The following is a 14,176-nucleotide window of genomic DNA, read 5'->3' as shown; positions in this document are numbered from 1 at the left end:
CCCCCTCTCAGGAGAGGCGGAAGGCGAGGAGGGTCTTGTCCTGGGCGGCCACGAGGGTGCGGTCGCGGGTGTTGAGCGCCCATTGCCTGGTCGGGGCGGAGGTGGAGACGGGGTGGTTCCAGACGAGCTCGCCCGTTCCGGCGTCCCAGCCGTAGAGTCCCGCGCCCGTGGTCCCGGCCACGCCGGTGCAGATCATTCCGCCCGCGGCGATCAGCGGGGCGGTGCGGGCCGCGGGCGTGTTGACGGACCAGACCCGGCGGCCGGTGCGGGCGTCGAGCGCGATGAGCTGCGGGTTGTCGAGGATGTAGGCGTACTTCCCGCTGACCAGGAGGCTCCGTTCCTGCCCGCCGGGCGAGGTCGGTGTGTAGGTCCACCGCTCCCGGCCGGTGGACGCGTCCAGGGCGTACAAGGTCGGGCTGCCGGTGTAGACCGTCCCGCCGGCCGCGGTGAAGCTCTGCGAGAGCTGCCTTTCGCGGTGGGGCGACGCCGCGGCCTTGGGCAGCTCGGCGGTCCAGAGCCTGCGGCCGGTATCGGCGGCCAGCGCGTCGAGCGTGACGCCCGACGGGTTGCGGAAGATCAGGTTCCCGCCGCCCTCGGGGACGTGGCTCAGGCCCCCGTCCGGATCGGACCAGCGGAGCGCGCCCGTCGCGGTGTCGAGCCCGACGAGCAGGCTCTTCGACCCCTCGTTGCCGATCGCGACGAGGGTGCGGTTCGTGATGCCGTAGAGGAGGACGAGGAGCGGCTCGAAGGGCCACTCGTAGCTCCAGAGCGGCATGCCGGTGGCGGCGTCCGCGCCGATGATGCTCTTGTTCTTGCCGGTGAGGACGAGCTTCCCGTTGTCCGGCCCCATCAGCTCGGGGTTGGAGACCCCGTCGACCACATTGCTGGTCCACCTGACCTGGCGGGACTCGTCCATGGCGACCAGCCGGCCGCCGTCGTCCAGGATCCCGTAGACCAGGTTCGGTCCGGTGGCCGCGATGGAGAACTCGCTGGACCCCAGCCGCCGCCCGCTGTCGAGCGAGTGCCAGTGGTACTCCTGCCCCCGGTGGTTGGAGACGACCGTCCGGGAGAGGACCTCGGCGGCGAAGTCCTCGTGGCCGAGGTCGCCGATCGTCGTCCGCCACAGCGGCCTCGGCGGGGCGGGCCTCCGTCCGGCCCCGCCGTCGGCGGTGGCCAGTGCCGCGGCCGTCCCGCCGCCGACGACGGCGAGTCCCGCGGCGGCGGTGCCGCCGAGCAGCAGCCGCCGGCGGGTGCGGGCCTTGGCGATCTCCCGCAGATCCAGCAGGAGCGTGTCCTCCCGCTGCCGCAGCTCCTCGCCGAGGCTGCCCGGAAGCCAGCCGAGGGCCACCGGCTCGGCCGCCAGCAGTGACGGCAGCAGGTCGGTGGGCGGGCGTTCACCGGGGTCGCGGCTCAGGCAGGCGGCCACCATCCGCTCCAGGGACGCCGGTACGCCGTTCAGATCGGGCGCCTCGTGCAGGGTCCGGTGAATGACCGTGGCCAGCTTGTCCCGGCCGAACGGGGGACGACCGGTCGCGGCGAAGGCCAGCACGGCCCCGAAGGCGAACACGTCGGCGGACGCGGTGAGCGTCCCCCCGCGGATCTGCTCCGGGGACATGTAGCCGGGGGAGCCGACGAACTGCCCCTCGGAGGTGAGCGCCTGCGTGGGCCCGTGGCCGGACGCGTCATGGTCGGCGGTCTTGCTGATGCCGAAGTCGATGACCCGGGGCCCGTCCCTGGCCAGCAGGATGTTGGCCGGTTTGAGGTCGCGGTGCAGCAGCCCCGCCGCGTGGATCGCGATCAGCGCCTCGCCCAGCCCCGCGCCGAGCGTGCGCAGCAGCGGCTCGGGCATCGGCCCGTACCGTTCGACCGTCTCCTTCAGGCTGAGGCCGTTGACGTACGCGGTCGCCAGCCACGGGACGGCCCCGTCCGGTTCGGCCTCGACCACCGGGCTGGTGAACGCGCCGCTGACCCGCTGGGCGGCCGCGACCTCGGCCCGGAACCTGGCCCGGAACTCCGGGTTCCCGGCGAGCTCCGGCCGCACCACCTTGATCGCCACCGCTCGCCCGGCCGGGGACGCGCCCAGGTAGACCCGTCCCATGCCGCCCTCGCCCAGCCGCCGCAGCACCCGGTACCTGCCGATGCGGTCGGGGTCCTCCGGCCCCGGCGCGGCCGTCACGAACCCTGGCGGGGCCGTCACGGGGCCGCCCGGAAGCAGAGCAGCCGCTGGTGATCGGTCGCGAAGATCGACGAGCCGGACACGGCGACGTCCCACGCCTTGGCACGGGGGACATCGCCCCAGTGCGCCCACAGCCCCCGGCCGGAGGACGTGGCGGCGAAGAGGCCGTGGGCCGAGCCGCCGTCGAACGCGGCCGCGAGGACGCCGTCCGACGCCGCGTCGTACCCCTGGTCGTTGACGAAACTCTCCGGGCCGGCCAGCGTCCACGCGGGGGCCCCGGTCGCGCGGTCGTGGGCGTGCAGGTCGTCGCCCCTGAAGATCACCTTGCCGGCCGCGAGCAGGACGGAGGGGAAGTCCCTGTCGGTGCTCCGCGACCACACCGCCTTCCCGCCGGCCGTGTCGACCGCCTGGAGCGTGCCGCCGAAGCTCCCGAAGACCCTGCCGCCGGCGACCGTGATGCCCTGGGCCGGCCGGTCCTGCCCGGGTCCGGACCAGTCGACGGTCCAGCGACCGCGGCCGGTGGCGAGGTCGACGGCGCTGAGCGCGTGCGCGACGTTGAGGTACAGGCCGTTCCGGTCGACGGCGCCCTGGACGACCGAGTCGGCGACGGGGAGCCGCCACCGGGCCTTGCCGTCGGCGAGGTCCACGGCCCACACGGTCGGGGTGTCATCGTCCGAGTACGTCCCCGATTCCAGCAGGACCGCGCCGCCGGCCACGCCGAAGACGGAACCGGGACGCGCGCCGCCGGGCATCGGCAGATGCGTCGCCTCACCGGACGCCGCGTCGACCAGGGTGATCGTCGTCCGCTCGTCGGTACCGCCGCCGTCCGGGAGGATGAACGTCGACCCGTGGACCGCGCAGCCCGCGAACACGCGGACGTCCGCCGTCCACAGCCGCCGCCCCGACGCGGCGTCCACCCCGTACGTCGCGTCGTCGCCGCCCCACAGCACGACGCCGCCCGCGACCAGCAGGTGCGATGCATCGGACGCGACGGGCGCGGGCGGGACGAAGGTCCACGCCGGCGCGGGCGCCGCGGCGAGGGCGGTCCCGCGGGGCGCGGGCCTGGCGGGCTGGGCCCTCCCGCCCGCCAGGGCCCAGGCCGCCGTCCCCGCGCCGATGCCGGTCACGGCGACCGCGGTGCCGGCGGCCAGCCCCAGCACGCGCCGCCGCCGCGGGCCGCCGGAGGCCGTCTCCTCGAAGCTCGGCAGCGGCGGCGGCGGCGTCACGGGCCCGGACGAGATCCGGTTCGCCTCGGCCTCCCTGGCCGCCAGGTCCCGGCGCAGGGCCGGGGAGAGGAGCGCCGACGGGACGGCGGGGGTCAGCGCCGCGAGCACGTCCGTGAGCGGAGGCCGCCGGGCCGGTTCCTTGTCCAGGCAGGCGGCCAGGGTGCTCCGCAGCGACGCGGGCAGCCCGTCCAGATCGGGTTCGCCGTACATGATCTCGTAAAGCAGCGCGCCCGGGTCGCTCTCGCCGAACGGCCGGGCTCCCGTGGCCGCGTAGACCAGCACGCCCCCCAGCGCGAACACGTCCGCCCCGGGCCCCGCGTCCTTGGCACCGGAGATCTGCTCGGGCGCCAGGTACGCCAGCGTGCCGATCATGCCGCCGGTACGGGTGATCTGCGTGGCGTCGACGACCTTGGCGATCCCGAAGTCGATGATCTTGGGGCCGTCCTCGGCCAGCAGGACGTTGCCGGGCTTGAGATCGCGGTGCACCAGCCCCGCCCCGTGGACGGCCTGCAGCGCCTCGGCGAGCCCCGCGCCCAGCGCGCGGACGGCGGGCTCGGGCAGCGCCCCGCCGTCCTCGACGGCCTCTTTCAGCGTGGGCGCGGGGACGAAGGCGGCGGCGAACCAGGGCTGCGGCGCGTCGGCGTCGGCGTCCAGCACGGGGGCCGTGTACAGGCCGCTGACCTTGCCCGCGGCGGCGATCTCGCGGCGGAACCGCTCCCGGAAGCCCGGGTCGTCCGCGGAGTCCGGCCGGATGAGCTTGAGGGCCGCCAGCCTGCCGCCCGGCGACCGCGGTACGGGCGTTGAGCACGGTACGGCGGGTGCGGTGGTCCAGGGACTGGCCCCACCGGTTGGCCAGGTGGACGCCCCAGTAGCGGCAGGCCGGAGGCCGCACCCGCAGGACGAGCGCCTCGTCGTCCCGGATCCGGTACCAGCAGGCGACGTAGTTGTTGTCGGGCGTCCGGTAAGGGCCGTGCGCGCCGGTATCGACGAACCAGTTCGGGGTGGGGCGCATCGCCTTGGCCCGTTCGGACGCGAGCGCCGCCGCCGTCTTCACGAACCTCGCGGTCGCGCGTGCCGTGCGCGCGAAGCGCACGTCGTCCAGGGGCGGGTCGGGGACGGGGTCGCCGAGCGCCTCGATCCGGTACTCGGCGGGGATCTCCGTGCTCCGGTCGAGGAAGTACTGCCGGACGATGACCGCCTGCGCGTCGGGATCGAGGCGCATCCAGTTCCCCGGCGTCCGGACGGGGGAGAGGGTGATCTCGAAGGTGCCGTCGGCCGCGACGTCCAGGTCCTGGTCCGACAGGTTGACCAGCCGGGTCGTCGCCTGCTTCGACAGCGACGAGTAGACGCAGAACGAGAGGTAGGTGGAGCCGCCCCGGTGCCCGCGGATGCGGTAGCCCGTGCTCCCGTCCAGGACGGCGATGTCGTAGTCGGTGTCCGGATTGTCGAAGAAGAGCTTGCGGACCGGGGTGACGGCCGGAAGGAAGACCGGGGACCGGGACCCGCGCAGCGCCGAGCGGTCGAACTGGTCGGCCAGCGCGGTGAGGACGTACCCGAACCCCTCGGCCACGTCGATGTCCGGGGCGTCGCCCGCGAGGCCGGCCACGAGCCCGCCCGCCTCGGCGAGCGAGTCGAGCAGCTCCTGCCACGCCGCGACGCTCTGGAGGGGACGGGAGCCGGGGTTCGCGGGCGAGGGCTCACCGGGTCGTACGGTCATCAGGGCTCCCTGGGGTCGGTCCCGGACGCTGGCCGGGAGGGGGCGTGGGGGCGACGGACTTGGCCGTGGACGTGGACGTGGACGTGGCCGCGGACGTAGACGTGGCCGCGGGCGTGGACGTGGCCGCGGGCGTGGACGTGGGCGCAGATGGGGATGCGGGCGCGGCGGCGTGGGTGCGGCGGCGCGAGCGGGCCCGGCCGAACGCCGTCGCGAGGAACGCCGCGCCCAGGACGGTGGCGGCGAGGGGAAGGTGCGTCCGGATCAGCGCGACCTTGCGGGCCGTCCGGTCCGCCGCGGCCGCGCGCTCCTTCTGGTCGGCGTCGGTCATCTTCAGGCGGAGGTCTCCGGCGACCAGCCGGTCGACCCCGTCCTTGGTGCGCAGCACCGTACGGCTGTGCTGCTCCTGGGCGACGCGGGTCCCGGTCCGCGGGTCCACCCACGCCGTGATCGTGCCCTGGTACACCCGGTCCGCCGCGACGTCGCCGGTCTTGGCGTCATGGCCGGGGAACCCCTTCCGGACCTCTTTCAGGCCCAGCAGCCACGCGGGCACCCGGGCCGGCTCGGACCCGATCACCACCGGCCCGATCCGCTGGACGAACCGGTAGACCCGGACGCCGTGGATCCGCTCGACACCGGCGAAGGCCATCGGATGGGGACGCCCGGTCTTGGTGTCGAAGACCTGGTAGGTCTGCTTCTTCACACCGATCGGCCAGAACATCCCGATCCCCGACTGCCGCACGCCGGTGTCCCCGTTCACCGCGGCGCGGCGGACGTTCAGGAGCCGCGCGGTCCGGCGGTCGAACGCCACGCGCTGGGAGTGCATGTCGATCGGGTTCCCGCCACCGGCCTCGGCGTCGGCGACCCAGGTGAAGGAGTCCCAGACGGCGATCTTCGAGTCGCTGGCCTTGACGTCGCCGCGCACCGTGTTCACGGCCTTGATCGTCGCGCCGCGCCGGACCGTGGCGGCGGCGGCGTCCAGGTACGTCGCGTCCTTCGCGTACAGCGTCGTCGTCTGGTGGATGTCCGCCGGCGCGGTGATCAGCCGGGGCGCCGCGTAGAGGCGGAACAGCGCCGCGAGGGTGAGCGAGAAGACCCCGCACGCGACGAGGACAGGACTGATCTTGCGTGATACCGCCATCCTGGCGCCCTCCAGGTCTAGGCCGACGAAGCGGCGGCCGGGCTTCGGTTCGCCGTCACGACGCGTGCGCCGCACCCGGCCCCGTGAACCGGCCCCGTGGTGGCGAGCGCGCATCTCGGCATGAGATGACTATTGCACTCCGAGTGCAACTGCGCCACCATCTAGCCCGAGGACCTCCGGAAGAAACGTCTCAGAAGGCCACGTGACCCGGCCGGCGGCCGGGGCGGAGGACGCGTGACCGCCCACCCTGCCTGGAGTACGGAAATGACAAATGGTCAAGGATGACTTCACAAGGAGCCGACCGCCGGAACCTCTTGTGAAAGGGACCGGGCCGCAGGGCGACGCGCCCTACGGGTGGAAGCCACTGGTGGTGCTCGCGACGGTCGGCATCATCGATCGCTTCGAGCAGCAGCTGCTCCCCGGTGTGCTTCCGTTCATTCAGGAGGAGTGGGGCTTCAGCGACACGGCCGCCGGGATGCTTCCGCTGGGATCGGCGCTGGCCGCGGTCCTGATCTCACCCCTGGCCGGCTATCTCGCCGATCGCTACCGCCGCACCACCATCATCACCGTCGTCGTCCTGTGCTGGGCGCTCGCCACCCTTTTCTCGAGCCTGGCGACGGGGCTCGTGGTGTTCTTTCTGATCCGGATGTTCCTGGCGGCTTCCGAGGGCTTCTACGGCCCCGTTTCCGGGAGCCTGCTCGCCGATTTCTATCCTCCGGCGAGCCGGCCGAAGGCCTATGGCTGGAAAGGGCTCGCCCCGTACCTCGGGGGCCTCGGCACAGTGGTCGGCGGTGTACTGGCACAGCATTTCGGATGGCGTGCGGCCTTCGTCATCGCCGCGGTTCCCGGCCTCGTGGTCGCCGCCATCTGCTGGCGGCTGAAGGAACCACCGCGCGGCCTTCTCGACCGGCTGGCCGCCGGGCTTCCCGCCGAGGCCGCGCCCGCGGAGGGCGGCGCCCCGCACCCGCGCCCGGACTTCCGGCGGCAGATCCGCCAGGTGCCGACGATCCCGACGATCGCTCTGCTCTCGCTCGCCCTGTCGGCCGTCGGGTTCGGCCTCGCCGGGATCTTCTACTGGCTGCCCACCCTGATCCACCGGGACTACGGCGTCCGGGAAGGAGCGGCGGCGTCGGTGAGCGGCCTGGTCACGGTGACCGGTGTCATGATCGGCGTGCTGACCGGGACCTGGCTCGGCCGGCGCTGGCACGAGCGGCGCAAGGCCGGCCGCCTGCTCGTCGGCGGCGGCGGGATCGCGATCGGCGGCACCGGGCTCGCCCTGGCCGTCTCGATGCCCGTGCTCGGGGGGCTCGCGGCGCTGCTCCTGATCTCCGTGGCGTTCATGGCGATGGCCATCCCCAACCTCACCGCCTCCATCGCCGACGTGCTGGACGCGTCGTCGCGCGGTGTCGGCTTCGCGCTCGTGCAGCTGCTCGGCACGGCCGGCCTCGCCTTCGGCCCGTTCGTCGTCGGGATGATCTCCGACCGCACCGGCTCGATGGCCACGGCCATGTACGTGCCGACCGTGCCGCTGCTGCTGGGCGGCGCGCTGACCATCACGGCCCGCCTCACGTTCGACCGCGACCGGATCAGGGCCCTCGGGCGCTGACCCCCCACGGCGCCGCCCCCGGGCGCCGACCCCCAGGACCACCAGGTGATCCCACCCCTTCTATTCACCTGTCCGCGCAACCGGGATCCGCGACCCGGCGATGCCACGAGGAGGGCATTGAAGTGAGAGCAGCACACGACGATCGAAAGGCGATGTCCCGGCGTACGAGGATCCTCACGCTGATCATCGCGGCCGTCGCGTTCCTCGCGCCGGCACCCGCCGCGTTCGCGGCGGCCGCCACCCCGCCGGCGCAGCCCGCGTCCGGCCCGGGCGGCGCCGGCTACCAGTGGTCGAACTACGTCGTCCGCAACGTCACCTTCACCGACCGCACCAAGGACTACTGGACGTACGAGCCCTCCGGCTGGCAGGGGAGCGGGGCCGCACCGGCGACCGCGCCCCTCGTCGTCTTCCTGCACGGGTGGCTCGCCGACGACCCGCAGTACTACGAGGACTGGATCAGGCACCTGGTGCGCAAGGGCAACGTGCTGATCTTCCCGCGCTTCCAGACGAGCGCGCTGACCCCGCCGGCGAACTTCGCCCCGAACGCCATCTTCTCCATCAAGGACGCGCTGACCAGGCTGGGCGGCTCGGCCACGGTCAAGCCCGACACCGCGCGGGGGATGACCCTCATGGCGCATTCGTGGGGCGGGCCGGTCAGCGCCAACATCGCCAACCGCTGGGCGGCGGAGTCCCTCCCGCAGCCCAAGTCGATCCTGTTCGCCGAGCCCTACGACAGGTCCCTGGACGACTCGCTCGCCGGCATCCCGTCCACCACCAAGATCGACTGCGTGGTCGGTAACGAGGACACCACCACCGGCCGTCTCGGCTGCGACGCGATCTGGGACCGGACCGGTCACATCCCGTCGAGCAACCGCAACTACCTCTGGATGTTCAGCGACGACCACGGCTCTCCCGCTCTCACGGCCGACCACCGTGTGCCCACGAGCCACAACAGCGACTCCGTCCTCAACGCCCTCGACTGGTACGGGTTCTGGAAGCTGGGCGACGGCCTGCGCGACTGCGGCCTCCTCGGCACCAACTGCGACTACGCGCTGGGCAACACGGCGCGGCAGACCTCGCTCGGCGTGTGGAGCGACGGGGTGCCCGTGAGGCCGATGACGGTCTCGACGTCCAAGCCGGCCTGCCCGGCCGGAACCACCGCCAAGGGCTGCTGACACGTGCCGGTGGGGCGGCCGGGACCCGGTCGCCCCACCGGCCGACCCCGGCCCCCGCATCCCCTGTACATGCGACCAAGCGCTTGCTAGCCTCCGCGTCATGATCTCCACGGTCGTCTGGGGTACGGGCAACGTCGGCCGCCTGGCCCTCCGGGCCGTCGAGGCCCATCCCGCGCTGCGGCTCGCCGCCGTGATCGTCCATGACCCCGGCAAGGTCGGCCGTGACGCGGGCGACCTCGGCGGGCTCGGCCGCGACCTCGGGATCGCGGCGACCGCCGACGCCGACGCGGTGCTGGCCACGGGCCCCCGGGCCGTGGTGTACGCGGCGTCCGGCGACATCCGCCCCGACGAGGCCCTCGCCGACATCGTCAAGGCGATCCGGGCCGGCGCCGTGGTCGTCACCCCCGCCCTCTACGCGCTCTACGACCCGCGCGGCGCCCCGCCCGAGATCCGGGAACCGGTCCTGGCCGCCATCGCCGACGGCGGCGGCTCGCTGTTCGTCTCCGGCGTCGACCCGGGCTGGGGGAACGACGTGCTGCCGCTGCTGGTCAGCGGGCTCGGCACCGACGTCGACGTGATCCGCTGCCAGGAGATCTTCGACTACTCCACCTACGACCAGCCCGACTCGGTCCGGTACCTGGTCGGCATGGGCCAGCCGATGGACTACGAGCCGCCGATGCTGGCGCCGACCGTGCCGACCATGGTCTGGGGCGGGCAGGTACGGCTGATGGCCCGGGCCCTCGGCGTCGAGCTCGACGAGATCCGCGAGATCCTGGACCGGCGCCCGCTCGACGCCACGGTGGGCACCGCGTCGATGGGCGAGTTCGAGGCCGGCACCCAGGGGGCGGTGCGGTTCGAGGTGCAGGGCGTCGTGGAGGGCGAACCCCGCATCGTCATCGAGCACGTCACCCGCATCCACCCGTCCTGCGCCCCCGACTGGCCGGCGCCGCCCGACGGCGACGGGGCGCACCGGGTGATCATCGAGGGCCGCCCGCGCATCGAGGTCACCGTCGAGGCCACCGACGAGCACGGCAACCGGGCCGCGGGCGGGAACGCCACCGCGGTCGGCCGGCTGGTGAGCGCCATCGACTGGCTCGCCGACGCCGGGCCCGGACTCTACGACGCGCTCGACGTCCCGCTGCGTCCCGCGGCCGGCAGGCTCGGAAGGAGACGGCCATGAACATCGACATCCCCGAGGGCAAGGACGCGATCGAGTACGTGTGGGGGGAGATGGTCCCCGGTATCGGGGCCGCCGCCTCCGGCTTCTCGCTGGCGGTGTACGCCCACACGACCCTCGGGCTGCGCGAGTTCGAGGCCGCGCGGCTCCGGATCGCGCAGATCAACGGGTGCGTCTTCTGCCTGGACTGGCGGACCGAACGGGACGGGCGGAAGGTCGAGGAGGGGTTCGCCGACGCCGTGCTCCAGTGGCGCACCACCGGTGCCTTCGACGACCGCACCCGGCTGGCGGCGGAGTACGCCGAGCGCTACGCGCTGGACCACCACGGCCTGGACGAGGAGTTCTGGACCCGGATGACCGCGCACTACAGCCAGGTGGAGATCGTGGAGCTGAGCATGTGCCTCGGGTCCTGGCTGGCCTTCGGCCGCCTCAACCGCGTTCTCGGTCTCGACACCATGTGCGTGCTGCCCGGCCACTGAGCGGCTCCGGGCCGTTCCGCGGCGCCCCGGCGGGGCCGCCGGCCACACGCGCCCGTGGCCGGCTCCGCGTCAGATCTTGGACGGGCCCGTCACAGGTCCGTGGCGATGATCTTCTCGATGTTCCGTTCGGCGAGCGCCGTGATGGACACGAACGGGTTGACGCTGGTGTTGCCGGGGATGAGCGCGCCGTCGATGACGTACAGGCCGGGATGGCCGTGGAGGCGGCCGTGGTTGTCGGTGGCCTTGTTCAGGACCGCGCCGCCGAGCGGGTGGTAGGTGAGGTGGTCGCCCCAGATCTTGTAGGTGCCGAACAGATCGGTCCGGTAGATCGTCCCCTCGGTACTGTTGATCTTGTCGAAGATCGTCTTGGCCATGGTGATGGACGGCTGCTTCCACGAGGCCTGCCAGTTCAGGTCGACCCTGCCCGCCGAGGCGTTCCAGGAGAACTGGGCGCGGTTGGGGTTCCTGGTGATCGACAGGTAGAACGAGGCGTAGGTCTCGATCCCGGTGGGCAGCGGCGCGACCTCGGCGAACGCGCCGCCGGCGGCCCAGTTGTCGATGCCGGCCGTGGGAATGGCCGACTGGACGGTGCCGGTCGGGTCCCACATGTGGTTGGCACGGCCGCACATGACGTTGCCGTTGTCGCCCCAGCCCTTGCCGACCTCGCCGTTCAGGTTGGGCAGCGCGCCGGTGGCCTTCAGCTTGACCAGCAGCTTGCTGGTGCCGACGCTGCCGGCCGCGAAGAACACCCGGTCGGCGGTCACGCTCTTGGTGGCCGTCGTCTCGCCGGTGGTGCTCAGCTGGTCGATCTCCACCGTGTAGCCGCCGCCGGACGCGGGCCGGACCGTGGTGACCTTGTGCAGCGATGAGATCGTGACCCGGCCGGTCGCCCTGATCTTGGGCAGGTAGGTCTGCTGCAGGGACTTCTTCCCGTGGTTGTTGCCGTAGAGGATCTCGCCGATGAGCGCCGACTTGGGAACGGTCCCGTCCGCCTCCCGCTTCATGTAGTCCCAGTCGTACACGGTGGGGACGTAGAGGAACGGGAAGCCGGAACGCTGGGCGTGCTTACGGCCGACCCGGGCGTACTGGTAGCAGGCGGTGGTGTCGAACCAGGCCGGGTCGATGGAGGAGACACCGAGTTCGGCGTTGGCGCGCGGGTAGTACACGCCGTACATCTCGTCGGGATTCACCGAAGGCAGGACGGCGCCGAAGTTCTCCCGCTTGGGCGTGACCGCCATGCCCCCGTTGACCAGCGACCCGCCGCCCACCCCGCGGCCCTGGTACACCGTGATCCCGCTGAAGTCCTCGGCGTCCAGGATCCCGGTGTAGCGGGGGACGTCCTTGTCGATCGGGAACCCGAGGAAGTTGCTGAGGGGCTGCTTGGTCCGGGTGCGCAGCCAGTACGACCGGTAGTCCGGGGTCCTGGTGCCGGCGAAGATCTTGCCGTCCGAGCCCGGGGTGTCCCAGGCCATGCCCATCTCGACCATGTGCACGTCGACGCCCGCCTGGGCGAGCCGCAGGGCGGCGACGCATCCGCCGTACCCGGTGCCGATCACCAGGACGGGCACGCGCGCGCCGTCGGGGATCGAGGTCGCCGCCGGGGCCGCGGCGGCACGCCCCCCGAGGGCGGCAACCCCGAGGATAGAACCTGTTCCAGCAATGAAGCCACGGCGGGATACGCCCTTGGAACCCCATTCTGACTTGGCCATTGAAGCCATGTGACTTACCTCACTCTCGATCGAGTGAGAACATGTTCTACGTACCGCCGGGGCGAAGTCACTACCTACTCGCAAGTAACTTTTGTAGGATCACACAACATCAGCGCCGCATCACGGTGCGTTCATCGCCGCCGCCCGGGGCCCTTCACGACCCGAATCAAGCGGGTCGAAAACTGGTGAAATGCACGGTTTGTGATCTCGGCCCTCTAGCGTCATCCGGTGTGACCCTGTCTCCGAACTCCGGCGAGGAATCGGGCTCCTCGCCGAGCGACCACGGCCCCGGCGCGACGCCGGGCTGGGCGGCCCCGGACGGCGCCTCGGCGCCCCCGCCTCCCGCCGCTGCAACGCCGCCGATGCCTTCGGGTACGCCCATGCCCCCTGGGCAGGCCGTCCCCGCTGGTCAGGCCGTACCTCCAGGGCCGCCTCACCCTCCCGGGCCGCTTCACCCTCCGGGACCGCCTCAGCCGCACCCGCCGTTCGGGCCGGCCCCGGTGCGCGACGCGGACACGACCAACCGGTTCGCGATCGTGGCGCTGATCACCGGAGTGTTCGGCATCGGCCCGGCCGGCGTGGGGTTCGGGATCGCCGCCCTCGTGCAGATCGGCCGCCGCGGAGGGCGCGGCAAGGGGATGGCGATCGGCGGCATCGCCACCAGCGTCGTCTGGATGGTCGCGTCCGTGGCCCTCGTGATCGCGCTGGTGCCCTCCTTCGAAGAGGACGCGGCCGAGAACTCCGCCTTCCACATGTATCCCAAGCCCGGCCAGTGCTTCGACATCTCCGGCGAGGACGTCGTGGGCACCAAGGTGGTGCCCTGCGACCGGCCCCATGACGCCGAGATGGTCCTCTACTACGAGCTGCCCAAGGGGCCCTGGCCGGGGGACCAGGAGATGGACAGGCGCGGCACCGACGGCTGCGAGCAGCGCGTCCGGGCGCGTTTCCAGACCCGCGCGCCGGTCGAGAACGGTGACACCTACGCGCTCCTCCCGCGCCGGGTCACCTGGGCCCTCGGCGACCGCAAGGTCTACTGCGCGATCGCCGCCTTCGAGGGCCGCAAGCTCACCGAGCCGATCGGCTCCCGGGCCGTCCAGACCCGGGCCCTGGACGAGCTGCGCCCCGGCGACTGCTTCACCGAACCCGGGCGTGACTCCGTCACCGTCACGCTCATCCCGTGCGACCGGCCGCACGACGCCCAGCTCACCCACCGGTTCGAGCTGCCCGCGGGCCCCTACCCGGGGGACGCGGCGACGGAGAGGAAGGCCCTCGCCGGCTGCGACGCGCGGTGGGAGAAGATGTTCGGCGAGCACCCCTCCCCGGTGCGGATCGAGCAGTGGTACCAGCACCCCAACAAGGAGTCCTGGGGCCTGGGCGACCGCATCGTCCTCTGCTACGTCACCGACGCCAAGAAACGCGACCTCACCCGTTCCGTCGTCCCCCGCTGACCTCAGCGGGCGACGACCTCGGCGCCCTCCGGAGGGCGCGCCTGCCACCGTCCCGGCCAGGCGCGCGGCCACTTCTCAAGGTGGTCACTTCCCGTAACCGGAGGGCGCCGATTCGTATGCCCATGATTTTGTTTTCGGACGACCGTTCCTGAGAGTTGCCACCGGAACTCATTCGTGTTCCTCTCGGCGGGACATTGTGCCGCTCCCTCTGGCGCGCCTGACCTGCGCATACTTACAGTCCCGCTATGAGCGAGACCTTCCCGGTATATGGGACAGGGCATCTGGGGTCCTGGACGCCGCCGTCATGCAGATCCGCTCGGACGGT

Annotated in this window: 10 protein-coding genes; 6 read left to right on the top strand and 4 right to left on the bottom strand. The window is 72.4% G+C overall.

What is annotated here, in order from left to right; translation table 11 throughout:
- Nucleotides 1-7: 7 nt before the first annotated feature.
- Nucleotides 8-2,197: a serine/threonine-protein kinase gene (locus IW256_RS29200; protein WP_197014003.1), complete on the bottom strand. Its 2,190-nt coding sequence runs from the start codon at nucleotides 2,195-2,197 to the stop codon at nucleotides 8-10.
- On the bottom strand, nucleotides 2,194-4,173 hold the full coding sequence (locus IW256_RS29195) for a protein kinase domain-containing protein (RefSeq protein WP_231405342.1): 1,980 nt from the start codon (nucleotides 4,171-4,173) through the stop codon (nucleotides 2,194-2,196). The genes IW256_RS29200 and IW256_RS29195 overlap by 4 nt, the downstream gene beginning before the upstream one ends.
- Before the next feature lie 230 nt (nucleotides 4,174-4,403).
- Between IW256_RS29195 and IW256_RS41565 the strand changes: the two genes are divergently transcribed.
- Nucleotides 4,404-4,748: a hypothetical protein gene (locus IW256_RS41565; RefSeq protein WP_231403974.1), complete on the top strand. Its 345-nt coding sequence runs from the start codon at nucleotides 4,404-4,406 to the stop codon at nucleotides 4,746-4,748.
- A gap of 351 nt (nucleotides 4,749-5,099) precedes the next feature.
- Here the strand turns inward: IW256_RS41565 and pgfA are convergent, their stop codons facing one another.
- Nucleotides 5,100-6,257, bottom strand: coding sequence for a cell envelope lipid trafficking protein PgfA (gene pgfA, locus IW256_RS29185; RefSeq protein ID WP_197014001.1), 1,158 nt, complete (start codon nucleotides 6,255-6,257; stop codon nucleotides 5,100-5,102).
- Between the two features lie 367 nt (nucleotides 6,258-6,624).
- Between pgfA and IW256_RS29180 the strand changes: the two genes are divergently transcribed.
- From IW256_RS29180 to IW256_RS29165, 4 genes are all read left to right on the top strand, one after another.
- Entirely contained in the window at nucleotides 6,625-7,863 is a 1,239-nt protein-coding gene (locus IW256_RS29180; RefSeq protein ID WP_197014000.1) for an MFS transporter, read from the top strand.
- Between the two features lie 152 nt (nucleotides 7,864-8,015).
- Entirely contained in the window at nucleotides 8,016-9,038 is a 1,023-nt protein-coding gene (locus tag IW256_RS29175) for an alpha/beta hydrolase family protein (RefSeq protein WP_197013999.1), read from the top strand.
- A 100-nt stretch (nucleotides 9,039-9,138) separates the two neighbouring features.
- Complete coding sequence (locus tag IW256_RS29170) at nucleotides 9,139-10,218, top strand: NAD(P)H-dependent amine dehydrogenase family protein (RefSeq protein ID WP_197013998.1); 1,080 nt, start codon at nucleotides 9,139-9,141, stop codon at nucleotides 10,216-10,218.
- Entirely contained in the window at nucleotides 10,215-10,694 is a 480-nt protein-coding gene (locus IW256_RS29165) for a carboxymuconolactone decarboxylase family protein (RefSeq protein WP_197013997.1), read from the top strand. The genes IW256_RS29170 and IW256_RS29165 overlap by 4 nt, the downstream gene beginning before the upstream one ends.
- Nucleotides 10,695-10,783: 89 nt before the next feature.
- Here the strand turns inward: IW256_RS29165 and IW256_RS29160 are convergent, their stop codons facing one another.
- Nucleotides 10,784-12,262, bottom strand: coding sequence for a GMC oxidoreductase (locus IW256_RS29160; protein WP_307829175.1), 1,479 nt, complete (start codon nucleotides 12,260-12,262; stop codon nucleotides 10,784-10,786).
- 641 nt (nucleotides 12,263-12,903) lie between these two features.
- Here IW256_RS29160 and IW256_RS29155 point away from each other — a divergent pair.
- Nucleotides 12,904-13,851: a DUF4190 domain-containing protein gene (locus IW256_RS29155; protein WP_197013995.1), complete on the top strand. Its 948-nt coding sequence runs from the start codon at nucleotides 12,904-12,906 to the stop codon at nucleotides 13,849-13,851.
- Nucleotides 13,852-14,176 lie beyond the last annotated feature (325 nt).

The organism is Actinomadura viridis, from assembly GCF_015751755.1.
GTDB lineage: Bacteria > Actinomycetota > Actinomycetes > Streptosporangiales > Streptosporangiaceae > Spirillospora > Spirillospora viridis.
The sequence above is the reverse complement of the archived record's forward strand: the minus strand, read 5'-3'. Positions and strand labels throughout refer to the sequence as shown.